This window comes from Geothrix sp., from assembly GCF_020622065.1.
GTDB lineage: Bacteria > Acidobacteriota > Holophagae > Holophagales > Holophagaceae > Geothrix.
On sequence record NZ_JAHRYQ010000002.1, the window covers coordinates 23,760 to 45,471 of the forward strand.

The window sequence follows — 21,712 nt, forward strand, 5'->3', positions numbered from 1 at the left end:
AGTGAGCCCTTTGATCAGGATGAGGAGGACGATCAGTACCGGATGCTCCGGCTCATGCTGAGGTACTTGGTCTGTGGCCCTTCCACCCAGGCGATGTTCACCACGAATTCCTGGGTCTGGGTCGTGCTGGCGGGTGCGGTTCCCAGATAGGCCCGGCGAGCCCAAGAAGCCGTGAAGATAGGGGTGCGCTTGTTGGCATCGGGCACCAGGGTGGCGAGGTTGGCCAGGTTGGCGCCGGCGGCATCCGTCACCTGGACACCATCGACATTGAATCCGCCAAAAGTGGCGTTGGCCAAGGCGGTACCAGGCGTAGCCGTGAACACCGCAGGCAGGGTGGGAGCCACGCTGTTGTACTTGGCGAGGTAATAGTGCTGACCCTCCATCTGGGCCCGCTGCAGGATCTGGTTCGCGATGTTGGCTGCCGTGGTCCGCCCCCGCCCCGCCGCGGTCTGGGCCACGGCGCCGACTTGGAGGGTGATCAACCCCAGCAGGCCGATTGCAAGAATGAATGCGGCCACCAGGAATTCGACCATGCTGAAGCCGCTGAGATGGCGGCGTTCGAGAGTGATGCTCGGAGTGGCGTTCATAACCTCACCCATGCAGAGCTGGAATTGGTCCGGTAGTAGCGGTAGATGTTTCCGGAGGCATTGATCAGAATGATGCCCACGGGACCGTCCGACAGAGGCACCCCCTCCGCAGAACCCACAATGGCGATGAAGGCATCCGTGCTGGCCGTCCCGTTGCTGTTGAAGAAGAAAGTCTTCGAGGAATCGAACAGGCTCTGGGTCCAGGCCGTACTGCCGAAGATGCTGGTGTTGTTGACCTTCGTACTCTGCAGATCCGCTTTCAGGCTGGCGATGGCAGCGCTACCTGCCGAGCTCGAACCATCCAGATCCACGATGCAATACCTCGAAACACTCGTGTCTGCGGCATGCGCATACTGGCCCGGAGCACCACTTCCGGATGTCGACTGGTAGTCAAGGACGGCTCGGGGTGGCGTGCCCGAGGGAGTCAGGGTTACCGTGCTGCCGGTTCCCCGGGCCAGCGTCCTGGCATCCACGAGCACGCTGAAGATTCCATTGATGGTTCCCCGAACGGCTGGACCGTTCTTGTCCGAACGGTAGGACACATACGCGAGGCTCAGAACACCGATGATCGCAAGTACGACCAGTACCTCGACCATGGAGTAGCCGGAGGAGCCTTTGGGGGAATGTGGGGACGCCATGGTGTGACCTCGCCGGTGGGCTAAAGATTAGGACCCATGAAATATCGATCTTGAAAGAAGATTAATATATATTATTTCAATAGTTTAAATTTATACATCCCGCATTGCTGAAGCTCTCTCACTTCAGAATTGACTACTTTTTATACATCATCCAAATTGCACGGGATCCCGGTCCAGGCTGAGGGGACCGGCGGGATCCAGGGGGTGCCGGTTCAGGACTTCACCCAGGGCGCCTCGGGTGCCTTTGAGGAGCAGGTGCATGCGCCAGCGGTCGCGCACGCGAGGTACGGGCGCCTCCAGGGGGCCCAGCACCCGCAGGCCGGGCACGGACAAGCGCTGCCGGAAGGCATCCAGAGCCTCGCGGGCTTCGCGGAGTGTGTCGGCCTCGGCCCGGTAGAGGGTGAGGGCCGTAAAGGGCGGATAGCCCAGACCTTCGCGGAAGGTCAGTTCCGACGCGGCGAAACCCTCGAAATCCTGGGCCAGGGCGAAGGTGATGGCCGGGTGCTCGGGTGAGTAGGTCTGGAGGATCACGCGGCCGGGCAGCTCGGCCCGGCCCGCCCGGCCCGCCACCTGGGTGAGCAGCTGGAAGGTGCGCTCGGAGGCCCTGAAATCCGCGACCTTGAGTCCCTGGTCCGCGTTGAGGACGCCCACGAGGGTGAGCCGCGGGAAGGTGTGACCCTTGGCCAGCATCTGGGTGCCCACGAGGATGTCCACTTCTCCGGCCTCGGCGGCCAGCAGGCCCGCTTCAAAGGAGCCCCGGCGCCGGGTGGTGTCGCGGTCCAGCCGCAGGATGCGGGCGCCGGGGAAGAGCTGGTTCAGGTGCTCCTCCACCTGCTCCGTGCCCTCGCCCACGCCCCGCAGGTGATCGGCGCCGCAGTCGGGACAGGCTTCGGGCGGCACCGTCTCATGGCCGCAGAGGTGGCAGCGCAGGCGGTAGTCGCCTCGGTGATAGGTCAGCGAAATGGCACAGTGCGGGCACCCCAGCGTCTTGCCGCAGGCCCGGCACATCCAGAAATTCTCGTAGCCCCGGCGGTTCAGCAGCAGCAGGGCCTGCTCGCCCTTCGCCACGGTCTCGGTGAGGGCCTGCATCAGGGGCGGCGCGAGGATCACCTTCCGCCGCAGCTGCCGGTAGGCATCGCGCAAATCGACGATCTCCACCGTCGGCAGCGTGATGCCCGCGGGGCGCTGCCGCAGCCGCAGCAGCCCGTACCGGCCGCTCTGGGCCGCCTGCCAGCTTTCGAGGCTCGGCGTGGCGCTGCCCAGCACGATGGGGCAGCCTTCGAGCTGGGCCCGCTTGATGGCCAGGTCCCGGGCGTGGATTCGGGGATGCTCTTCGGACTTGTACGAGCCTTCGTGTTCCTCGTCGACGATGATGAGGCCGATGTCCCGCAAAGGCGCCAGCACGGCGTTCCGCACGCCCACGAAGAGGTCGGCCCCGTTGAAGAGCAGGCGCACCACATCCCCGTGTTTCTCGCCCGCATTGAGCCCGGCGTGGCCCACGGCGATGCGGCCGGGAAAGCGGGCCTCGAGGCGATCCAGCAGCCGGGCTGTGAGGCCGATCTCGGGCACCAGCCACAGCACGCGATGGCCCTCCGCCAACACCCGCTCCGCCAGGGCGAGATACACCTCGGTCTTGCCGGAACCCGTCACGCCGTGGAGCAGGTGGACGCCGAAAGTCCCGAGTGCCACGGCCTCCAGGGCTGACTGCTGCTCCTCATTCAGAACCACGGTGCGATCCACCCCCGCCTCGCGCCGCTGGCCCAAGAGGTCCATCCGCTTCATGCGAGTGAGGAGCCCCCGCTTTTCCAGGGTGCCCAGGACAGTGGCGCCCACACCGGCGGCTTCCAGAAGGTCTGGTTCCATCAGGGCGCCACCGGCCTCCTCCAAGGCGAGCAGTACTTTGGCTTGGGCCGGCGTCACCCGGGGCGGATGGGGAGCACCCGTCAGGCGGACCTCCGTGAACCCCGCCCCGCGCAGGCCCGCCCGGTGCAGCAGCGTGGGCAGGATGGCCGGATCGCGGTGCCAGGCCTCGCCCAGGTCGGCCAATGCCTGCCAGTCCCCGCGCTCGCGGTGAAACGACAGTCGCTGTCCATCCTCATCGGCCTCCCAATGCGGCAGCATGGCCTGGGGCAGGCTCAACGGCAGCAGGTGGGCCTCGAGGCAGCCGTAGTAGCGGGCGGCAAAGGCCTGGAGCTCCCGCAGCTTCGGCGGCAGCAGGGGGAATGGATCCAGCACGGCCTCGATGGGCCGCAGTTTGGCCGCAGGCGGGGTCGGGTCGGGCCCCATGGCCAGCCCCACCGCCAGGCTGTTCCGCACCCGCACCCGAACCCGCACCCCCGCCGGCAGGCCCTCCGGTGCCAGGTAGGTGAGCGGCGGCAGGGGCCGGTTCAACTGAACGCGGGTGGGGGCCAGGGTCATCGGCTCTTCGGCGTCAGGGCACCCCAGCGGGTGGCAAGGTCCGGCCGGTTCAGGCGCAGGGCCAAGTCGCGGGCCTTGGCCGGCAGGCCGGGCCAGCTGATCACCTCGGCCGCCTCGTTCAGCACCTGATCAGCGGCCCCAGTGTCCCCCTGGGCAACCTGCGCCTCCACCAGGGGACCGAGGATCCAGTTCCAGGGGAAGGCGTCCCCTCCGATGCTCCGCCGGTCATCCAACAGGGCCTCCCGGAGTTCGACCCAGCGGGGCTCCAGAACCTCCCGGATCGTCGCCCACTCACCGCGGGATTTGGCATCCTTCAGATACTCCTCGAGGACGCTCCAGGGGGGCCACTGCCCTGCCGTGGCACCCGGCAGGGGTGCCATGGTCGCCAGCAGAGACTGGAGAGGCCACCCACCGCACTTCTGGGAGGCCACCGTCCAAAGCTGCCAGGCTTCAGAATCCTCGGGCTGCCGGCGCAGGTTTTCTTCCAGATCGGCCCGGTGCCGATTCAGGACGGCCACCATGGATGGGGAACGCTCCGCGGCGGATTGCCGGATTCCGTTGCTGAGCATAAATCCCTGGACACCTCCCAGAGGGGCCCCTCCCGTCTCCCGAAGGAGGGTGTCCAGCTGATGCGCCGCCGCGCCCCAGATGGCCAGGTCCGCCTCAGGTCCGAGCGGCTTCACGGGCACGGGGCCGGAGGGCTCCGCTGGCTTCGCTTCAGCGGAGCCCAGAGCCTTCCAGGTCCTGCGGCTGGCCACCGCGAGGTGAACCTGGATCAGGGCCGCGCGCGCATCCAATCGATCCGGGCTCTGCCGGAGGAAAGTCTCCAGTTCCTGCGTGCGAGAAGAAGTCCCCGCCTGTTCCACCGCCCGGCCGAGGGTCGCGCCCGTCGGAGCCTCGGCCCCTTCCACCTGGATCCGGCCCTTGGCATCCATCAGGGCCCAATGGGCGCCTTTGGACCATCCGAAGCGTTCGCGGAGGGTGGCCGCCAGAGCATCGGCCTTCTTGCCCCCGGCGACCACTTTCAAGGGAAGGTTCAGGAGCACCATCGGTTCCTCGTCCAGGGCCGACCGCATGGTCCCGCTCCAGGCGGCGCCCTCGTCCTCCAGCACCAGCCAGGTGCCGAAACGGTTCCGCTTCAACTCGCGGTTGAAGGCCTCAGCGGGGGACGCCTGCGGGCGCTGGGCCATCAGCACGGCAGGCGTGAGCAGCAACAGCAGCATCGGACCGCGCATGGGGGGACTCCAGCTTGCCAAGTTACACTATCCCGATGCTGATCCTGGGCCTGGAATCCTCGTGCGACGACTGCTCCGCCGCCGTGGTGGAAGAAACGGCCGCAGGCCCCGTGCTCCGGTCCCTGGTGCGCGAGAGCCAGGACGCCATCCACGGCCCCTTCGGCGGCGTGGTGCCGGAGCTGGCGGCGCGGGAACACCTGTTGCAGGTGCGCGCCGTGATGGCCGCGGCCCTGGCGCAGGCGGGGGTCGGCCTGACGGATCTGAATCGCATCGCCGTCACCCGGGGACCGGGGCTCGTAGGCAGCCTCCTGGCCACCTTCAGCGCCAGCAAGGCCGCGGCCTGGCGTCACGGCCTCCCCTGGGTGGGCGTCCACCACCTGCTGGGGCACCTGAATGCCGCCCGCTTTGCGGCCCCGGACCTGCCCTTCCCTGCCCTGGTGCTGCTGGTCTCCGGCGGCCACACGCACCTCTACCTGGCGAAGGATTGGACTTCGCTCCAGCTGCTCCAGAAAACCCGGGACGATGCCGCCGGTGAGGCCTTCGACAAGACTGCCCGCATGCTGAACCTGGGCTATCCGGGCGGCCCGGTGGTGGATGCCTGCGCCCAGACCGCCCCCCGCGCAGCCGAGTCCTTCACGCCGCCGAAATTCCGCGATGGCAAGGCCTCCTGGAGCTTCTCGGGACTGAAGACCGGCGTGAAGCTGCGGGTGGAGCGCAACCCCCGCCTCGCCGAAGCCGGGGCCGCCGATCCCGAGGTGCAGGGCCTCTGCCGCAGCCTCCAGGAGGCCATCTCGGCCTGGCTGTTGAAACCCATCCCGGCCCTGGCTCAGGAACACGGCGCCCGGAGCCTGGTGATCAGCGGCGGCGTGGCCTGCAATTCGAGGCTGCGGAGCGAAGCCGCCCGCCTGGCCGCCCGCGCAGGCCTGAGGCTCGCCATCCCCGAGCCGCGCCTCTGCACTGACAACGGGGCCATGATCGCCGCGGCCGGCGCGCTGCTGGCGCCCGACCGCGACCCCTGGATCCAGAACGCCGACGCCGACCTGAAGCTGGGAGCCTGAAATGGAAGTCACCCGTGAGGATGTCCTGCGCTGCGCCGCCTTGGCCCACTTGAGCCTGCAGGAGGAAGAGGTCGAGCCCATGCGCGCGGCCATGGCCCAGATGCTCACCCATGCGGCCAGCCTGGACGAACTCCCCCTTGACCAGGTGGAACCCATGCTCGCCGGCCTGGACCGTCCCCTGCCCCGCCGGAAGGATGAGGCGCACGAGGTTTTCACCCAGGCCCAGGCCCTGGCCAACGCCCCTGAACAGGACCATGGGCAGTTCGTGGTTCCGAAGGTGCTGTAGCCGGGCCAACTTCCAGTCTCGGCTCAAGATGCCATCAAGTGCAGTCCGAGGTCGAAGCCCGCCTACCAGTCTCCGCCGGAGTCCCCGCCGGAATCTCCCCCGCCCCAGTCGCCACCGGAATCGCCGCCATCGCTGGAACCCGACTCACCCCAGTCGCTGGAGGAACTGTCGGAGGATCCGCCACCCCAGCCATCCCCCCCATCCTGGTGATCGTGGTGCTGGTGGCCGCCGCCCATCATGCTGCCGATCATCATGCCCGTGAGCAGGCCGCCCATGCCGCCGCCCGGCTGGCCGTAGCCGCCCTGCTGCATGGGCACGGAGCCCTGCATGGGCGCGTCCAGACCCAGGCGTCGCCGGGCCGAGGGGGGGAGCTCCTCGTCCTTGAGGGTCTGCACGCCCGCCTGGGCCCCGCAGTACCCGCAGGTCCACTTCACGGCGCGCAGGCCGTCCCAGTCCTGCTTCATCTTGTCGCCCGTGGCGCCGCAGGTGGGGCACTTGGGGTAGGGGCAAGGGAAGACATGGGGCTCCAGCGGCGCCGTGGGCAGGGCGCGGCGCGAGGCGCCGAGCTGCTCGGCACGGTCCTTCTTGCCCCGCAGGATGAAGAAGACCACGACGCCGATGATGAGAATGAGCCAGAAGGACATGGAAACCCCCGAGGGCATCCAGGGTATCCGGAATCCGGCACCCCGACTTGCTGGCATGATCACCCTCATGCGTTCCCGCATCCCGCTCCCGGAGGACCGCCCCTGGCGTGTGCTGGGCCTCATGTCCGGCACCAGCGCCGACGGCGTGGACACCGTGCTGGTGGAGGTGGAGCCGACGGCCTTCCCGGAGGGGCGTCCCTTCCTCCGCCTGCTGGGCCACCACGCCGCGCCATATCCGGAATCGCTGAAGGACCAGGTGCTCGAGGCCGCCTCGAACCACCTGGACCCTGCCGGGCTCTGCATCCTCCAGCGCCGCTTGGGCGACCACCATGCCCGCGCCGCCGCGGACCTCTGCGCAGACCTCGGCCTCTCGCCGGACCTGGCGAGCCTCCATGGCCAGACCGTCCAGCACCACCCCGCCGAGGGCGCGAGCCTCCAGCTGGCGGATCCCTATGTGCTGGCCGAGGCCCTGGGGTGCCCCGTGGTGTGGGACCTCCGCCGCCGCGATCTGGCCCTGGGCGGGCAGGGAGCCCCCCTGGTCCCCCTGCCCGAGCGCTGGCTGCGGGGGGCCGGGCCCTGGCTGGCCCTGAACCTGGGCGGCATCGCCAATGTCGCCGCTTGGGACGGCCGGCGCCTCCAGGCCTGGGACACGGGCCCGGGCATGTCGCTGCTGGACCTCGCGGCCCATCGCTGGCTGGGCCGGCCATTTGATCCCGAGGGCGCCGGGGCCTCCGGTGGGGTTCACGCGGACCTGCTGGCGCGCTGGCTGCAGCATCCGTACTTCCAGCAGCCCCTGCCCAAATCCACCGGCCGGGAGATCTTCGGAGAGGCGTGGCTGGAGGCGGAATCCACCACCCTGGAGGCCCTGCCCCTGGCTGACCGCCTGGCCACCCTGGCGGCCTTCACGGCTCAAACCATCGCGCAGGAACTCGCCCGGCTGGGGCCGCAAGTTGCCGCCTTGCAGGGCCTGGTGAGCGGCGGCGGAGCCCGGCACCGGCGTCTGCGAGCCGAGCTGGCGGCCCGGCTGCCGCTGCCGCTTGAAGACGACCTGACCTTCCCCTCGGGGGCGCGGGAGGCTGTGAGCTGGGCCCTGCTGGGCGCCGCCAGCGCGCTGGGCGTGCCCGGCAACCTCCCGGAAGTGACCGGTGCCAGCCATCCCGCGGCCCTTGGGAGCTGGGTCTGGCCGTGAGAGGGGCGCGCTGGATCGACCATCTGCCCCTGTGGGTGGCCCTGGGGGCCGCCGCTTCCACAGGCCTCTACGATCCGGGCGAGCTGGTGGGCATGGCGCTGCCCCTGATCGCGGCGGCGCTCGTGGAGCTGCTCCGCTGGAACCTCGGGCGGCATCAGCGCTGGCTGGAAGTGGGTGCCCTGGTCTTCTTCCTGGCTGATCTCGCGCGGGGTCGCGGCGTCTTCCCCGTCGCCATCCACACCCTCTTCCTGCTGGCCGGCCTGCGGCTCGCCCTGCCCCGGGAGATTTCCCACCGACGCCAGCTGGTGCTCATGGGGTTCCTGCTCCTCCTGACGGCCGCGGTCAGCACCACCAGCCTGCCCTTTCTGGCCTGGGCCCTGGCCTGGTTCGGCGCCGCGGCGCTCGCCCTGCTCCAGCAGAGCTGGGAAATCTCCTCCAGCCTCCGACGGGGCGCCTTCTCACGCCCACCCTACGGCCTGGTCCCCCTCTGGCTGGTGGGTGCCCTGCTGCTGGGGGCAGGCTTCTTCATTTCGCTCCCCCGCCTGAATACCGGATTCCGGCCCGCCTTCCTGGGCTCCACGGCCGCCCTGGCCCAGGCCGGGCTCAGCGACCGGCTCGACCTCGCCGGCAGCGGCCCCATCGCCCCCAATCCCGAGGTCGTCCTGCGCATCGCCCCGCCCCCCGGCACGGATCCATCGCGGCTGCAGGGATTGGAGCTTCTGCACGGGGTGGCGCTGGAGTCCCTCGAGGGGGACCACTGGATCCCCTCCAAGCTCACCCCGAGTGATGCCTTCTTTGTCCCCCGCCGTGGCCCCGGCGCCCTGCAGGCGGAATTCCTGTTCAGCCCCAGCACCCACGGCATCCTGGCCCTGCCCTACGGCCTGTCCGGGCTGTCGCCCGCAGGGCTGCCGTTGCGGCGCGCCGAAGGTGGCAGCCTCCGCTGGCGGTTCCCCCGGGTCCGTCCCATGCCGATGGAAGTGGCCTGGAACCCCGCAACGGCTGAGCCGTTGGAACCTCAGCTGTCCCCTCGACGACTCGAGCAGCTCGTCGAACTCGGCCCCGAGCAGGAGGTGGTCCGCCGCTGGAGCCTGCGCCTGGCCCCGGGGATCCTTCCCGCGCCAGAGCTGGCCCGGGTGCTCGAGCGGGCCCTGCGCGGCTTCCGCTACACCCTCGACAATCCCTCCGGCAAAGCCGCCCGCCCTCTGGAGGATTTCCTGGAGCGCACCCAGGCGGGCCACTGCGAATACTTCGCCTCGGCCATGGCCCAGATGCTGCGGGCCCGCGGCGTGCCTGCCCGCGTGGTGAACGGCTACCGGCTGGGCCCCTGGATTCCCGAAGGGGGCTACTTCCGCGTGAGCCAGGACCAGGCCCACAGCTGGGTGGAGTACTGGGACCGGGGCCGATGGCACCTCGCGGATCCCACTCCGGCGACGGCGGCAGGCGCCTCCAGCGGCCGGGCCCTCTCGACGCTCTCCCGCTGGTTCGATGCGCTGGCCTATCACTGGGACCGGTACATCGTCCGTTTTTCCGACCAGGACCAGCAGGCGGGCTTCTCCTGGATCCAGAGCCGCGTCGAGGGTTGGGAATGGCGCTGGAAGGCGCCTCCGGCGGTGCCGTCCTGGGGGGTGGGCCTGCTCGCCCTGGCCTGGGCGGCCTGGCGCACGCGGGGCCTGTGGCGGCCCCAGCCGGCCGGGCCCGGTCGCATCCGGGCCCTGCGTCCCCTGCTGGCCCGGACTCGCCACGCGGCCCCGCCGATGGCCGGCGAGACTGCCAGGCTTTGGCTGGGCCGCCTGGCGGTCTTGCGCCCCGAACGGAGGATTCTGCTCGCGGAGCTGGCCGACGCCGTGGAAGCCGAGGCCTACGCCGGCCGAAACAGCACGGCCTCCACCCTGGCGAAGGCGGAGGCCGCGGCTTGGCGGGGCTGGAGGGGCCCTACTTCCCGCTGAGTTTCTCGAAAGCGCGCATGAACTCGATGGGCAGGGGGAAGACGATGGTGCTGTTCTTCTCGGTGGCGATCTCGGCGAGGGTCTGCAGGTAGCGCATCTGAATGGCCGTGGGGTTCTCGCTGATCTTGTTGGCGGCCTCCAGCAGCTGCTGGCTGGCCATCAGCTCGCCCTCGGCGGCGATGATCTTCGCCCGCTTCTCGCGTTCGGCTTCGGCCTGCTTGCCCATGGCGCGCTGGATCTGCTCGGGCAGGTCCACGCTCTTGAGTTCCACGCTGGTGACCTCGATGCCCCAGGGTTCGGTGGAGCGGTCGATGATCTCGCGCAAGCGCTGGCTGAGCTTCTCGCGGTCAGCCAGCAGCTCGTCCAGGGTGACCTCGCCGAGGATGCTGCGCAGCGTGGTCTGGGCCATCTGGCTGGTGGCGTAATAGTAGTTCTCCACGCCGATGATGGCGGCCTTGGGATCCAGCACCTTGAAGTAGACGACGGCACTCACCTTCAGGCTCACATTGTCGCGGGTGATGATGTCCTGGCTGGGCACATCCATCACCACCGTGCGCAGGCTCACGGTGACGGCGGTCTGGAAGGGGCGCCACACGAAGCAGAGGCCCGGTCCCTTGGGCTTCTCCTGCACCTTGCCCAGGGTGAAGATCACCAGCCGCTCGTACTCGTTCACCACCTTGAGGCAGGAGAGCAGGTAGATCAGCACGAAGATGGCGGCCGGGCCGAAGCAGCCGAAGGTCGTAAGCAGGGCGTCCATTGAGGACCTCCGGGGGAAGATGCCCCCAGTCTACGCCTGTCTGGATCTGTCTAGGCCTTCACGAAGGGATTGCCGGCCGCCTCCGCGCCGATGGTGGTGGCCGGGCCGTGGCCTGGGATGACCAGCGTGGCGCCGTCGAGGACATACAGGTCCCGACGGATGCTCTGCTCCAGCGCCTCCCAGCTGCCGCCCCAGAGGTCAGTGCGGCCCACGCCGCCCCGGAAGAGCGTGTCCCCGGCCAGGAGCACCTGTCCCTTGGCGAAGGCGCCGTGGAAGCAGCAGGAACCCGGCGTGTGGCCCGGCGTATGCAGGGTGGCAAGATCCAGGTGCCGGTCCCCCGCGTTCAGGGCCGTCATCTCGGGCTGGGGGATCCTCGGCATGCCGAACATCCCCGTCTGCTGGGGCAGCGCCTCGATCAGGAAGGTGTCATCGCCGTGCAGGTGGGCCGGGCACTGCCAGAGGTCCTGCAGCTCCCGGGTGGCGCCCACATGATCGAAATGCGCATGGGTGTGCAGCAGGGCCGTGACCTGGAAGCCGAGAGCCTCCACCCGCATGCGGATCTTCGCGCCGTCTCCGCCCGGATCGACCACCACGCCCTGGCCCCTGGCCGGATCCCACAGCAGCGAACAATTGCAGCCCAGGGGGCCCACGGGGAAGGTCTCGAGGTTCAGCATGCCCCCATTGTCCCCGATCCCCACTCCTCCGGCGGCGGATCGCTAAACTGGACCGTGGCCGCCGTCCGAACCAACCTCGAGAAATCCCCTACCCTGAAGCGCAAGCTGTCGGACCTGCCCCTGCGTCCGGGCTGCTACCTCTACCGGGACGAGGGCGGCAACCTGCTCTATGTGGGCAAGGCCAAGGTGCTGCGGAACCGGGTGAAGTCCTACTTCCAGCAGAAACGGCTCGACGCCAAGACCCGACGCCTCGTGGCGCGCATCTGGGATGTGGAGCTCATCGTCTGCGAGACGGAACTCGAGGCCCTGGTCCTCGAGAACAACCTCATCAAGGAGCACCTGCCGCCCTTCAACATCCTGTTGCGGGACGACAAGAGCTACCCCTATGTGAAGCTCACCTGGAAGGAGGCCTTCCCGAAGGTCTTCGTCACGCGGAAGATCCGCAAGGACGGGAGCCTCTACTTCGGCCCCTTCTTCCCCGCCAGCACCGCCTACCGCACGGCCGAACTGGTCTACCGCTTCTTCCAGATCCGCGACTGCGACATCGACATCGACGGCAAGCGGGGCCGGGCCTGCATGAAGTACCAGCTGCACCGCTGCACGGCCCCCTGCATCGCGGCCGTGGACCAGGAGGCCTACCGCGAGCAGGCGAAGGAGGCGCGGCTCTTCCTGGAGGGCAAGCGCGATGAGCTGAAGGCGCGGCTGGAGGCCGCCATGTGGAGGGCCGCCGAGGCCGCCGCCTTCGAGCAGGCCGCCCAGCACCGGGACGCCCTCCAGCAGGTGGACGCCTGGTTCACCCGGCAGAAGGCCGCCAGCACCGACCTTGACGACACGGATGTGTACGGCAGCGCGGTGCTGGATGGGCGGGCCTGCGTCCACCGCCTCCTGCTCCGCGAGGGCCGCATGGTGGGGCGGCAGGAGTACCTGCTGGATGAGGTCGAGAGCTTCGACGGCGCCGTGCTGGCCCAGGTGCTCCAGCGGGTCTACAGCGCCGACCCCGCCCCCGCGAAGATCCTCGCGGAGGTCGAGCCGGAGGACGGCGACCTGCTGCGCAGCTGGCTGTCGGACCTGCGCGGCACGAAGGTCCGCATCCAGATCCCCCAGAAGGGGGAGAAGGTGGATCTGCTGGCCATGGCCCAGGAGAACGCCCGCCTGGCCCTGGAGCGCAAGTTCGAGCCAGCGCGGCTCAACGAGGCCGTCCTGGAGGGCCTGCAGGCCTTCCTGGGCCTCGCCCACCTGCCCCGGCGGCTGGAGTGCTTCGACATCAGCCACGGCCAGGGCCGCGAGGTGGTGGCCAGCTGCGTCGTGTTCAGCGATGGCGTACCCGACAAGGCCCGCTACCGCCGTTTCAAGATGACCAACGAGCAGAACGACGACTTCGCCAACATGCACGAAGCCGTGACGCGCCGCTACCGGCGCATGCGGGACGAGGGACAGGATTTCCCAGACCTGGTGCTCATCGACGGCGGCCTCGGCCAGCTCCACGCGGCCGAGGCCGCCCTGAAGGACCTGGGCATCGACCAGCTGGAGTTGGGGAGCCTGGCCAAAAAGGAGGAGCTGGTGTTCCGCCCCGGCTCCAGCACCCCGCTGAAGATTCCGAAATCCTCGCCGGTGCTGCAATTGCTCCAGCGCATCCGCGACGAGGCCCATCGCTTCGCCATCACCTACCACCGGGCCCTGAGGGCGAAGCGCACCCTCCAGACCGAACTGACGCAGATCCCCGGCATCGGCCCCGCCACGGCGAAGAAACTGCTCCAGACCTTCGGCAGTGCCACCCAGGTGCGCGAAGCCGAGGAATCCGCGCTGGCGGAAGCCGTCGGCCGCTCAGCCGCCGGCAAGGTCCTGGCCTGGCGGAACCGGGCCGACTGACCTGTTTCCAGCCTATTTCCCGGGGGCGTCCAGCTTGGCCAGTTCGGCCCGGGCCGCCTCACTGCCCTTTTCCGCGGCCTTGCGGTACCAGCTGAGGCCTTTCTCGCGGTCCTGCGGGACATTCAACCCGTAGTAATACATGACCCCGAGCATCCGCATGGCATTCGCATCTCCGGCCTTGGCCTGCTCCAGATAGGCCTGGGCACCGGGCGGATCCGCTTCCGCCGCCGGCGCCGCGGAAGCTGCCGGCATGGGTGCCGTCGTTCCCCGGGAGAACAGGAAATAGGTGGCGGCGCCCAGCAATGCCAGCGCCCCCAGGGCGAGGGGGCCCTTCCATCCCCTGGACTCGGGCTTCCGGGCTGGAGGCGGCGGCAACTCGGTCTGCCCGGCCGCTCCGGCGGGAAGGGCCAGCTTCTGAGTGCGAATCGGCGGATCACCGGCCATGGGGAGGATGAGCTTCTGCGTCTGATCCGGGCCCTCATCCGGGCTCGGGGGGGTCATCTTCATCGCCTCCGCCACCTCCGCCAAGGCTTTGAGGGGGAGCTTCTGCGTGGCACGGGGATCCAGGGAGGGCGCGCCGGCGGGCAGGCGCACCGTGTCGCCCGGAGAGGGTTCGGGGCCGTTCGGTTCCGGCCGCTCAGGCTCATGCATGGGGGCCCCTCCGGATCACGGACATCCTCATCCAGGATACTCCCGGAAGAATCATGCCGCCTCCCCGGGGTCTGCCTTGGAAGCCCTCACCCAGCGATCCAGCCGGGGGACGAAGGCCAGAAACAGGAGCGGCGCCAGAAGGATGAAGCCCAGCACATGGCGGAGGGCGTACCGCCCCACCAGCAGCCAGTAGACCAGTCCGTAGAAGCTGCTCAGTTCGAACAAGGCCGAATACAGCAGCGATTCCCGCAGCAACACCCGGGGTCGCTGGGACTCGGGAACCCGGTGGAACGCCCCCAGCACCACGCCCCGACGCCAGAGCACCCAGGCCGCCGACAGGAAGACCAGGCCCGTGAAGGCGTGGCCGATTTGGAGCAACGATCCCTCGGGGCGGTTCTCCCCGGCCGGGACCAGGCCCGACAGGACCAGGGCGGCGATCAGGACCGGAGTTCCCAGGCACATCCCAAACCCCGCCAGGCGGGCCAGACGGTAGCTGGAAGACAGGGAGTCCGGCGCGTCCGTCACGCGGCCTCGGCGGCCTTGACGCGGATCTCCCCGAAGGTTTCGCCCTGCACCAGGGCGATGCGACCGGTCCGCACCAGCTCCAGCAGCGCCAGGAAGGTGAGCACCAGCTCCTCGCGGGTGCGGACCTGGCCCAGCAACCCTTCGAAGGGTTTCCACAGGCCGTCCTGGAGGCTGCCGAGCACTTCCATCACCCGCTGCTCCAGCGTCTTCGGCTGGGTGCGGACTTCCACGGGCGGCGGCGGCAGCAGGCGCTTCAGGGCCTCGCGGTAGGCGCCCAGGAGATCGAAGAGCGTGGCGCGAATGGGCTCGTCCTCCACGCGCTTGTGGTCGTCGAGATCCAGGCCGGGTGCGAAGGCGATCTTCTGCCAGTCGGACTCGCGATCCGAAAGCACCATGGCAGCCGCCTTCACCTGCTGGTAGTCCAGCAGCCGCTGCACCAGGGTCTCGCGGGGATCCTCCTCTCCGGTCTCCTGCGGCGAACGGGGCAGCATGAGCCGCGATTTGATCTGCAGCAGCTGCGCGGCCATGGCCACGAACTCCGCCGCGATCTCCAGGTTCAGTTCCTCCATGAGCTTCAGGTAGTCCATGTACTGCCGCGTGACATCGGCCATCGGCAGGTTCAAGATGTCCAGCTTCTGCTCGTGGATGAGATGCAGCAGGAGGTCCAGGGGGCCATCGAACGCCGACAGATGGAGCGCCAGACCCCGGAACTTCGTTTCAAAGCCCTTGGGGGGCTCGAAGGTTCGAGGGGCCTCCGGGGCGGGCGGGGCTTCCACCACGGATTCGGGGAGTTCCTGAGGGGCGTCGGACATGAATGGATTTTACCGCTTCCGGGCCCCAGCCCTGCATGGAAACAGGCGCCTCATCGAGGCGCCTGTTTCCGGTGCGACCGCCGGGTCAGAAGCTGAAGGGACCGGGGCCTGGCTGTACGAAATTCTTGTTGTTGTTGGCGTTGTCGAGAGCGTTCTTGAGGGCTTCCAGATATCCCCTCACCGGGCTGTCAGACAGCGCCACCGGGTGCAGGGCCAGCTGGGCGTTGGCCTCGGCCATCACGGCGCCGACCGTGGCAAAGCCGAGCGGGTTGGCGCTGGCAGCGCCCGGGGCGTAGATCAGGGCACCCGCCCCGACCTTGCCGTTGAAGACATTGAGCTCCATGGCGGTCAGCTGGACCGAGAGCATGTAGCTCATGTTGGTGGCGGTGCCGTTCAGCAGCCAGGTCCGCAACGCACTGTAGACCGTGGGATCGAAATCGCTCCCGTTGGCGGTTTTCAGGTTGAGGCCCCGCAATAGGTCAAGATCGTCGGCACCCACCAGGCTCTGGCCATTCTTGTTGGACCAGAAGCCCAGCGTCAGACCGCCTCCCGGCCCCAGCAGCAGGTTGCCGAAGCGGACATGGACCGTATCGCCATAGGCAAGGGTGGCCGTCTGCTCCAGCCCCGTGGTGGGGACCCAACCGGGCTGGATGGGCATGAATTCGCTGACGGTGTAGGTGCCCGGGGTCACGGCCTCGTCCACCAGCGTGAACCGGACCACCCAGGTCAGCTGGTCCGCGCTGTAGGAAACCTTCCAGCCGGAGAGCTCAATCTCCCCGGGATCGAAGAGGCCGTTCGCATTGGCATCATAGAACTTGTGGATGAACAGGCGGGGCGGTTCCGGCGGCGGCGGCGGCGCGACCTCCCGGACCTTGAAGTTGTCGGTCTTGGAGACGGACGCGCCGAACTCGGGCGAGGAGCTGACCCACACCTTGTACTCACCCCCGTTGTTCGAGGTGAGGTCGTAGCCCCGCTGGGTGGGGTCGCTGTACTTCCAGAGGATGTCCCAGAGGCGATAGCACTGGACGAAGGATCCGCCCGTGACCTGGGCGGGCGCCGTGGTCAGGGAGCTGCCCAGCGGCGTCCCGTCGGGAGCCGTGACCTGCACATAGTAGTAGCCGTCCGGCAGCCCGGCAGACCCCGGATGGTGGGGGCCGCCGTTCAAGTACACCTCCTGCCGGAGGTCGAAGAGATTCAGATCCACCCCGCCACAGGCGGAATTCGTGGTGAACACCGCCCCTGGCATGGGCTGGGCTTGGACCGGCATCGTCAGCGATGCCGCCAGGGCCAGGAAGACAAAAAGTGAACACATCCGCAAGGGGCACCTCCTGAGGCTGGCGAATCACCTAGATCGATCGGACTATCTATCCTTGGGTAGATAGAAGGTAGTAGCAAAAAAAAGGCTGTCAACTCGCGTTCATCGAATTAATTCCATCACCTAATCGCACCAGGGGAAATCTATCAATTTATTTCATAACTATCATTTTTATAAATATTTAATATTCAATCACTGAGCCTTGGAACCACCGCAACGGTAGTCGGCGTGTCGCGGAGCCGCCACAATGGAAGGCCATGGCCCGCCCTCCCGTCCTCCCCGGCCCCCGTCCCGACTGGCTCAAGATCCGCGTCCCGGCCCCGGAGGTGGTGGCGGAGGTCGAGGGCCTGATGCGGGAGCAACGGCTGGTGACCGTCTGCGAAGAGGCCCGCTGCCCAAACCTGCACGAATGCTGGGGCATCCACCGCACGGCCACCTTCATGCTCATGGGGGATATCTGCACCCGGCACTGCGGGTTCTGCAATGTGGGCAAGGGCCGCCCCGGAGAGCTGGACCCAGGCGAACCCCAGCGCGTGGCCGAGGCCGTGGCGCGCCTGGGCCTGAAATTCGCCGTGGTCACTTCGGTGAACCGGGATGATCTGCCCGACGGAGGCGCCGCCCACTTCGCCGAAACCATCCGCTGGATCCGCGCTCTCTCACCCCACTGCGGCGTGGAGGTGCTCATCCCCGACTTCCGGGGCCGCGAGGCCGACCTCCTCACCGTGCTGGAGGCCCGGCCCGAGGTGCTCAACCACAATGTGGAGACGGTGCCCCATCTCTACCGCCGGGTACGGCCCGACGCGGACTACCTCCAGAGCCTCGAGGTGCTCCGCCGGACCGCGGACTGGCGGGACGCCCATGCCCCGGCCATGCGGGTGAAGAGCGGCATCATGGTGGGCTTGGGGGAGACGCCAGACCAGGTGCTCGCCCTCATGGCCGACTGGCGCGCCTCCCGCGTGGACATCGCCACCATCGGCCAGTACCTGCCCCCCTCCGAGCTGCACCTGCCCCTGCACCGCTTCGTGGAACCGTCCGAGTTCGACCTGTACCGGCAGAAGGGGCTGGAGATGGGCTTCCAGCGTGTGGAGTCCGCACCCCTGGTGCGGTCCAGCTATCACGCTGGGGAGGGCCTGGCCGAAATCGCCAAGAGCTGACGGCCGGGGGACCTCCCAGCAGGGTCAGGGGACCTCCTTCAGCACCGCCTCGGGTTGGACGATCTGCAGGTCGCTGCAGAGGCCCAGGAAGGCATCCAGGAAAGGCTTGTGGGCCGCACCGTAGATCACCAGGATCCGCTTCCCCGGGTAGAGGGCCGAAAGGGCCCGGATCCGCCCGGCGATCTTCAGATTCCGGTTCTCCCACAGGGCGAGACGCCCCCGGTCTGACCCGTCCTTCAGGCGCGTTCGCAGGTACACGGCCCATTGGGCGTCCACATCCGCCGCCGCATAGGCCGGCGAGTTCAGGTGGCGGAGGTAGGGCAGCAGGTCCCCCGCCGCCACGGCCGCATCCCGGCGCTCCTGGCTCTCCCGGTGGACTGACGCCTTCGCGGTCCCGGCCAACAGGGGCGCCTCCTTGCGGGAGACGGCGAGGGCCGCCATGACCTGCTCCAGCGGTTCCGGGGCCTCGAATTCGTCCACGCAGGCGATCCGCGCGTGGCCGAGTTTCCGGGCCAGGGGGATCGCCACCGCCTGGATCTCGTTGACGCGAGTGAGGTGGGCGTCCAGCTTGGCGGCCAGGGCCGCGGGGATCCGGTTCCGTGCGGGGCTTCCCTCGGGGATCCGGGACCAGGCCAGCAGCGCACTGGGCCATTCGTAGGCCGCCAGATGCTGGAGGGTCAAGGTCACGAGGGCAGCCGGTTCCGAAGACACGCCCTTCTGCGCCGCGAGGACCCGGGAGGCCTGCACCATGTCCAGGCGGAGAAGCGCCTGGGCCTCGTGGCCCAGCGCCAGCGACGCCTCCGCAAACTGGTCGAGCAGCACCTCGTGGATGGAGGTGGCCTTGGATCGCAGCTCCAGTTCGTGGATGTGGGGCCCGGGAAGCGCCTCCACGGCCACCACATCAGGCCTGAACGCCTCCAGGCGCTGGAGGAGCGCCTCCACCATGGCGGGCTGGAACCGGGCCTGGACCTCCCGGAAGTGGAAGGTTCCCAGCACCAGCACCTGGGTGCGCTCCGATTCGGGAACGAGGTGCTGGAGACGCACGAGTGGTAGAGGCTCCTGGATTGGGCCGGCCGGAAGGAGGATCGGGATGCCCCCCAGCGCCGTCAGGGCCATCGAGCGAAACGCCACGCCCATCGCCATCTCCGCAGGAGGTTTCATCAGACGAGGCCTACGCCCCCCGGTCACCCGCGTTTAGCCGCCGGCCCGATGACTGAAAAGGACAAGGGCTCCGGAAGCCGAGGCCCCGGAGCCCTTGTCTGTTTTTCAGTTCAGCTAGGCGTGAACTCGGGCCTCCGCCCCCAGGAACTGCTGCTCGAAGGCCGCCCAGTCCAACGCATCCGTGCCTGCAGCCTGCGGCTTGTCGGAGGTCCGCAGACGGGTGATCTCGTCCTGGTACCAGTCGATGACGGGTTGGCCGATCTTCAGGGCGGGAAGTTCCCCAGCCAGGTCGGAGGGCGTCATCAGGCAGACCCAGCCCCGGTCATAGGGGCTGTGCATGAGCTCGCCGGGATCCGTGAGCAGGCCCGCGTTGTCGTGCTCGATGCGGCCGCTGAGGGGCGCGGCCACATGGACCTCGCCCGTGGCCCCCTTCAGGGTGAAGAGAGGATCACCCTGCTTCACGACCTTGCCCCGCTCGGGAAGCACCACCGTCTTCACGGCACCCAGGGCCTTGCGCACGAAATCATCGATGCCCACGCGGATCTGGCCTTCGGGCTCGATCCGGACCCACGCATGGCCCGCCGACAGGAAGGCACCGCCGGGCACGCAGAATTCGCTGGCAGACACGACCTCGGCCATTTCAGGAGCGACCACGCGCACATTGGGACGGCGCTGAGCTTCGATGCGCGCCGTGCGCTTGATGAGCAGCTTCTTGGCGAACTCCGCCAGCTCGTCGGCGGTGAAGGGCTTCTGCACATACTCGCAGGCACCCTGCTGGAGCGTCTGGACCGCGGTCTCGATGCTGCCGTAGCCGGTGATGACGACCACATCCACATCGGGGCGCAGGTGCTTCGCCGCCTTCACCACATCCACGCCATCCATGTCCGGCATCTTGAGGTCGGTGAAGAGGAAGTCGTAGTCGTTCCGCTGGATCAGGCCCAGAGCCTCCGGGCCGTGCTCCACGGTGTCGACACTGTAGCCCTCCAGGACCAGGATGCGGCGGAAGGAGTCGAGCACCACCGCCTCATCGTCCACGGCGATGATCCGGGCCTTGGGATTGGGCACCTCCACGCGCTTGAGGCTCTTGGCCTCATGGGTGAAGTCCAGGCGGATCGAGGTGTTCAAGACCGCCTCGCGGGCCTGGCGTTCCCGTTTCTCGTGCATGCGGCGGAGGCTCGTACGCACCAGGAAGTCGATGCCCACGAAGGCAACGAACATGATGATGATCAAAAGGGCGGTCATGGGGACCTCCTAGGTGGTGGTGGGAATGGGGGGCTGGCCGCCGTCCGGGGTGTCTTGGGGGCCGGCTGCCGTAGGAATGCGAAGGGTGAATTGGGTGCCCTGGCCAGGTTCGCTCTGTACCTCGAGGGCGCCGCCGTGGGCCTCGACGATGCCCCAGCTGACTGCGAGCCCAAGCCCCGTGCCATGGTTGCCCTTGGTGGTGTAGAAGGGCTCGAAGATGCGGGGCAGGTCTTCGGCGGCAATGCCGCGTCCGCTGTCCTTGATGACGAGCTCGATGGAGCCGTCAGGTCCCGAGCGCGTGCTGGCCCGGATGGTCCCGCCCTCGGTGCCGATGGCATCTCCCGCATTGAGCAGCAGGTTCACGGCCACCTGCTGGATCTGGTTGGCATCGGCATGGGCGAGGGGCAGTTCCGCCGCCAGGTCCAACGACAGGTCCACCTGGTTCAGCGACAGCTGCGTCATCACCACGGACACCGCCCGCCGCACGACTTCATTGAGGTCCATGGGCTTCCGCGCCGGAGCCGTGGGGCGGGCGAAATCCAGGAGTCCCCGGATGATCCCCCGGCAGCGCACTGTCTCCCGGACGATCACATCGAGGTCTTCGCAGGCGGAGGCGTCACCCTCCATCCGCTTTCGCAGCAGGGAGGCATAACTGAGGACGCCGGTCAGCGGGTTGTTGATCTCATGGGCGACGCCCGCAGCCAGCCGACCCACGGAGGCGAGCTTGTCGGCCTGGGCCAGCTGCCCCTGAGTCTCGGCCAGCCGTTGGGTCATGGCGTTGAAGGCCCCGGCCAGCTCGCCCAGTTCATGGCGACCGCTCACGGGGATGGTGGTCGAAAGATCTCCTTCGCCCACCCGCCGCGTGCCTGCCACCAGCGCCGCCACGGGCTCCACCACCAGCCGGCGGTTCATCCACCAGAGAATGAAGCTGCCCGCGAGCATGGCGAGGATGGCCGAAGCGGCGATCACCGCCCGGCTGTGGGCGATCTCCCGGTCCACCTCCGCCAGCGACACATTCACATCCAGCACGCCCAGCAGGCTCTGCTTGGCGCTGTGGGCGTGGCAGTCCGCCGTCGAGCAGGTCGGTTCGTTGGGGATGGGGTTGATGAGGCCCAGAACGCGCGTTCCGTCCGGAGCGCGGAAGGTCCGGGCGCGGGCCTGGATTTCCAGGCGCTCCAACGGCCGTCCTTCCGCGTGGCAGGCGTAGCAGGCCTCGCCCCGGATATCGAGGCTGGTGCCGATCTCCTCGTTGGCCGAGGAGAACATGATCCGCCCCTCCTTGTTGAAGACGCGGACCTTGCGGATGCCCTCCTCCTGGAGCTCGCCCACGGAGCGGATCTGCCGGTGCAGATTCTCCCGGCGGTTCTCAAGCATGTCGAAGTGGGTGGCGCTCTTGATCGTTTCGCTCAGCTGGTCGGCGCTGCGGGTTCGTTCGGCCAGGAGCTGAGCCGTATGCGACCGCAGGATGACCACCGCCATGCCGCCGATCACCAGCGCCGTCGACAGACCGGCGCCGAGGATCAGACGGGTGCCGATGCGGGTTCGCATGGC

The 21,712-nt window shown here is 68.3% G+C and carries 20 protein-coding genes; 6 read left to right on the forward strand and 14 right to left on the reverse strand.

Going from position 1 to position 21,712, the window contains the following annotated elements; translation table 11 throughout:
* Positions 1-32: 32 nt before the first annotated feature.
* The 4 genes from pilV to QZ647_RS09610 all read right to left on the reverse strand — a co-directional run bounded on the left by pilV (position 33) and on the right by QZ647_RS09610 (position 4,878).
* Positions 33-587, reverse strand: coding sequence for a type IV pilus modification protein PilV (gene pilV / locus QZ647_RS09595; protein ID WP_291271957.1), 555 nt, complete (start codon positions 585-587; stop codon positions 33-35).
* Complete coding sequence (locus QZ647_RS09600) at positions 584-1,225, reverse strand: prepilin-type N-terminal cleavage/methylation domain-containing protein (RefSeq protein WP_291271958.1); 642 nt, start codon at positions 1,223-1,225, stop codon at positions 584-586. Before QZ647_RS09600 ends, pilV begins: the two co-directional genes overlap by 4 nt.
* Before the next feature lie 147 nt (positions 1,226-1,372).
* Positions 1,373-3,643, reverse strand: a complete 2,271-nt coding sequence (gene priA / locus QZ647_RS09605) for a primosomal protein N' (RefSeq protein ID WP_291271959.1) — start codon at positions 3,641-3,643, stop codon at positions 1,373-1,375.
* Complete coding sequence (locus tag QZ647_RS09610; protein WP_291271960.1) at positions 3,640-4,878, reverse strand: hypothetical protein; 1,239 nt, start codon at positions 4,876-4,878, stop codon at positions 3,640-3,642. The genes priA and QZ647_RS09610 overlap by 4 nt, the downstream gene beginning before the upstream one ends.
* Before the next feature lie 14 nt (positions 4,879-4,892).
* Here QZ647_RS09610 and tsaD point away from each other — a divergent pair, with 14 nt between their 5' ends.
* Positions 4,893-5,936, forward strand: a complete 1,044-nt coding sequence (tsaD, locus tag QZ647_RS09615; RefSeq protein ID WP_291271961.1) for a tRNA (adenosine(37)-N6)-threonylcarbamoyltransferase complex transferase subunit TsaD — start codon at positions 4,893-4,895, stop codon at positions 5,934-5,936.
* A gap of 1 nt (position 5,937) precedes the next feature.
* The gene (gene gatC / locus QZ647_RS09620) at positions 5,938-6,222 is read left to right on the forward strand and encodes an Asp-tRNA(Asn)/Glu-tRNA(Gln) amidotransferase subunit GatC (RefSeq protein WP_291271962.1); all 285 of its coding nucleotides are present in this window, start codon (positions 5,938-5,940) and stop codon (positions 6,220-6,222) included.
* Between the two features lie 62 nt (positions 6,223-6,284).
* Here the strand turns inward: gatC and QZ647_RS09625 are convergent, their stop codons facing one another.
* On the reverse strand, positions 6,285-6,866 hold the full coding sequence (locus QZ647_RS09625) for a hypothetical protein (RefSeq protein WP_291271963.1): 582 nt from the start codon (positions 6,864-6,866) through the stop codon (positions 6,285-6,287).
* 67 nt (positions 6,867-6,933) lie between these two features.
* Between QZ647_RS09625 and QZ647_RS09630 the strand changes: the two genes are divergently transcribed.
* Positions 6,934-8,055, forward strand: a complete 1,122-nt coding sequence (locus QZ647_RS09630) for an anhydro-N-acetylmuramic acid kinase (protein ID WP_291271964.1) — start codon at positions 6,934-6,936, stop codon at positions 8,053-8,055.
* Positions 8,052-10,001: a transglutaminase domain-containing protein gene (locus QZ647_RS09635; RefSeq protein WP_291271965.1), complete on the forward strand. Its 1,950-nt coding sequence runs from the start codon at positions 8,052-8,054 to the stop codon at positions 9,999-10,001. Before QZ647_RS09630 ends, QZ647_RS09635 begins: the two co-directional genes overlap by 4 nt.
* Here QZ647_RS09635 and QZ647_RS09640 read toward each other — a convergent pair.
* Both QZ647_RS09640 and QZ647_RS09645 read right to left on the reverse strand, forming a co-directional pair.
* Positions 9,988-10,758 carry a slipin family protein gene (locus QZ647_RS09640; protein WP_286355524.1) on the reverse strand — a complete coding sequence of 257 codons (771 nt, stop codon included), beginning with the start codon at positions 10,756-10,758 and terminating at the stop codon, positions 9,988-9,990. The genes QZ647_RS09635 and QZ647_RS09640 overlap by 14 nt on opposite strands.
* Before the next feature lie 50 nt (positions 10,759-10,808).
* Positions 10,809-11,432, reverse strand: coding sequence for an MBL fold metallo-hydrolase (locus QZ647_RS09645; RefSeq protein ID WP_291271966.1), 624 nt, complete (start codon positions 11,430-11,432; stop codon positions 10,809-10,811).
* A 54-nt stretch (positions 11,433-11,486) separates the two neighbouring features.
* On the opposite strand from QZ647_RS09645, the gene uvrC reads away from it, so the two are divergent.
* Positions 11,487-13,301 carry an excinuclease ABC subunit UvrC gene (gene uvrC, locus QZ647_RS09650; RefSeq protein WP_291271967.1) on the forward strand — a complete coding sequence of 605 codons (1,815 nt, stop codon included), beginning with the start codon at positions 11,487-11,489 and terminating at the stop codon, positions 13,299-13,301.
* A gap of 12 nt (positions 13,302-13,313) precedes the next feature.
* Here the strand turns inward: uvrC and QZ647_RS09655 are convergent, their stop codons facing one another.
* The 4 genes from QZ647_RS09655 to QZ647_RS09670 form a co-directional block, all read right to left on the reverse strand.
* Complete coding sequence (locus tag QZ647_RS09655) at positions 13,314-13,952, reverse strand: hypothetical protein (protein ID WP_291271968.1); 639 nt, start codon at positions 13,950-13,952, stop codon at positions 13,314-13,316.
* A 51-nt stretch (positions 13,953-14,003) separates the two neighbouring features.
* Positions 14,004-14,477 (reverse strand): hypothetical protein, encoded by a 474-nt coding sequence (locus tag QZ647_RS09660; protein ID WP_291271969.1) that lies wholly within the window; start codon positions 14,475-14,477, stop codon positions 14,004-14,006.
* Positions 14,474-15,289, reverse strand: coding sequence for a segregation/condensation protein A (locus tag QZ647_RS09665; RefSeq protein ID WP_291271970.1), 816 nt, complete (start codon positions 15,287-15,289; stop codon positions 14,474-14,476). Before QZ647_RS09665 ends, QZ647_RS09660 begins: the two co-directional genes overlap by 4 nt.
* Positions 15,290-15,374: 85 nt before the next feature.
* A complete protein-coding gene (locus QZ647_RS09670; RefSeq protein WP_291271971.1) occupies positions 15,375-16,601 on the reverse strand; it encodes a hypothetical protein in 1,227 nt (408 codons plus the stop codon).
* 260 nt (positions 16,602-16,861) lie between these two features.
* Between QZ647_RS09670 and lipA the strand changes: the two genes are divergently transcribed.
* Complete coding sequence (gene lipA, locus QZ647_RS09675) at positions 16,862-17,758, forward strand: lipoyl synthase (RefSeq protein ID WP_291271972.1); 897 nt, start codon at positions 16,862-16,864, stop codon at positions 17,756-17,758.
* 24 nt (positions 17,759-17,782) lie between these two features.
* Here the strand turns inward: lipA and QZ647_RS09680 are convergent, their stop codons facing one another.
* The 3 genes from QZ647_RS09680 to QZ647_RS09690 form a co-directional block, all read right to left on the reverse strand.
* Positions 17,783-18,802 (reverse strand): DUF5694 domain-containing protein, encoded by a 1,020-nt coding sequence (locus QZ647_RS09680; protein ID WP_291271973.1) that lies wholly within the window; start codon positions 18,800-18,802, stop codon positions 17,783-17,785.
* Positions 18,803-19,033: 231 nt separating this feature from the next.
* The gene (locus QZ647_RS09685; RefSeq protein WP_291271974.1) at positions 19,034-20,161 is read right to left on the reverse strand and encodes a response regulator; all 1,128 of its coding nucleotides are present in this window, start codon (positions 20,159-20,161) and stop codon (positions 19,034-19,036) included.
* Positions 20,162-20,170: 9 nt separating this feature from the next.
* Positions 20,171-21,709 carry an ATP-binding protein gene (locus QZ647_RS09690; protein WP_291271975.1) on the reverse strand — a complete coding sequence of 513 codons (1,539 nt, stop codon included), beginning with the start codon at positions 21,707-21,709 and terminating at the stop codon, positions 20,171-20,173.
* Between the last annotated feature and the right edge of the window lie 3 nt (positions 21,710-21,712).

What these genes read in the sequence shown, in the direction of transcription:
- pilV (WP_291271957.1), bottom strand. Translation starts at nt 587, where the DNA reads ATGAACGCCACTCCGAGCATCACTCTCGAACGCCGCCATCTCAGCGGC.
- QZ647_RS09600 (WP_291271958.1), bottom strand. Translation starts at nt 1,225, where the DNA reads ATGGCGTCCCCACATTCCCCCAAAGGCTCCTCCGGCTACTCCATGGTC.
- priA (WP_291271959.1), bottom strand. Translation starts at nt 3,643, where the DNA reads ATGACCCTGGCCCCCACCCGCGTTCAGTTGAACCGGCCCCTGCCGCCG.
- QZ647_RS09610 (WP_291271960.1), bottom strand. Translation starts at nt 4,878, where the DNA reads ATGCGCGGTCCGATGCTGCTGTTGCTGCTCACGCCTGCCGTGCTGATG.
- gatC (WP_291271962.1), top strand. Translation starts at nt 5,938, where the DNA reads ATGGAAGTCACCCGTGAGGATGTCCTGCGCTGCGCCGCCTTGGCCCAC.
- QZ647_RS09625 (WP_291271963.1), bottom strand. Translation starts at nt 6,866, where the DNA reads ATGTCCTTCTGGCTCATTCTCATCATCGGCGTCGTGGTCTTCTTCATC.
- QZ647_RS09630 (WP_291271964.1), top strand. Translation starts at nt 6,934, where the DNA reads ATGCGTTCCCGCATCCCGCTCCCGGAGGACCGCCCCTGGCGTGTGCTG.
- QZ647_RS09640 (WP_286355524.1), bottom strand. Translation starts at nt 10,758, where the DNA reads ATGGACGCCCTGCTTACGACCTTCGGCTGCTTCGGCCCGGCCGCCATC.
- QZ647_RS09645 (WP_291271966.1), bottom strand. Translation starts at nt 11,432, where the DNA reads ATGCTGAACCTCGAGACCTTCCCCGTGGGCCCCCTGGGCTGCAATTGT.
- QZ647_RS09655 (WP_291271968.1), bottom strand. Translation starts at nt 13,952, where the DNA reads ATGCATGAGCCTGAGCGGCCGGAACCGAACGGCCCCGAACCCTCTCCG.
- QZ647_RS09665 (WP_291271970.1), bottom strand. Translation starts at nt 15,289, where the DNA reads ATGTCCGACGCCCCTCAGGAACTCCCCGAATCCGTGGTGGAAGCCCCG.
- QZ647_RS09670 (WP_291271971.1), bottom strand. Translation starts at nt 16,601, where the DNA reads ATGTGTTCACTTTTTGTCTTCCTGGCCCTGGCGGCATCGCTGACGATG.
- lipA (WP_291271972.1), top strand. Translation starts at nt 16,862, where the DNA reads ATGGCCCGCCCTCCCGTCCTCCCCGGCCCCCGTCCCGACTGGCTCAAG.
- QZ647_RS09685 (WP_291271974.1), bottom strand. Translation starts at nt 20,161, where the DNA reads ATGACCGCCCTTTTGATCATCATCATGTTCGTTGCCTTCGTGGGCATC.
- QZ647_RS09690 (WP_291271975.1), bottom strand. Translation starts at nt 21,709, where the DNA reads ATGCGAACCCGCATCGGCACCCGTCTGATCCTCGGCGCCGGTCTGTCG.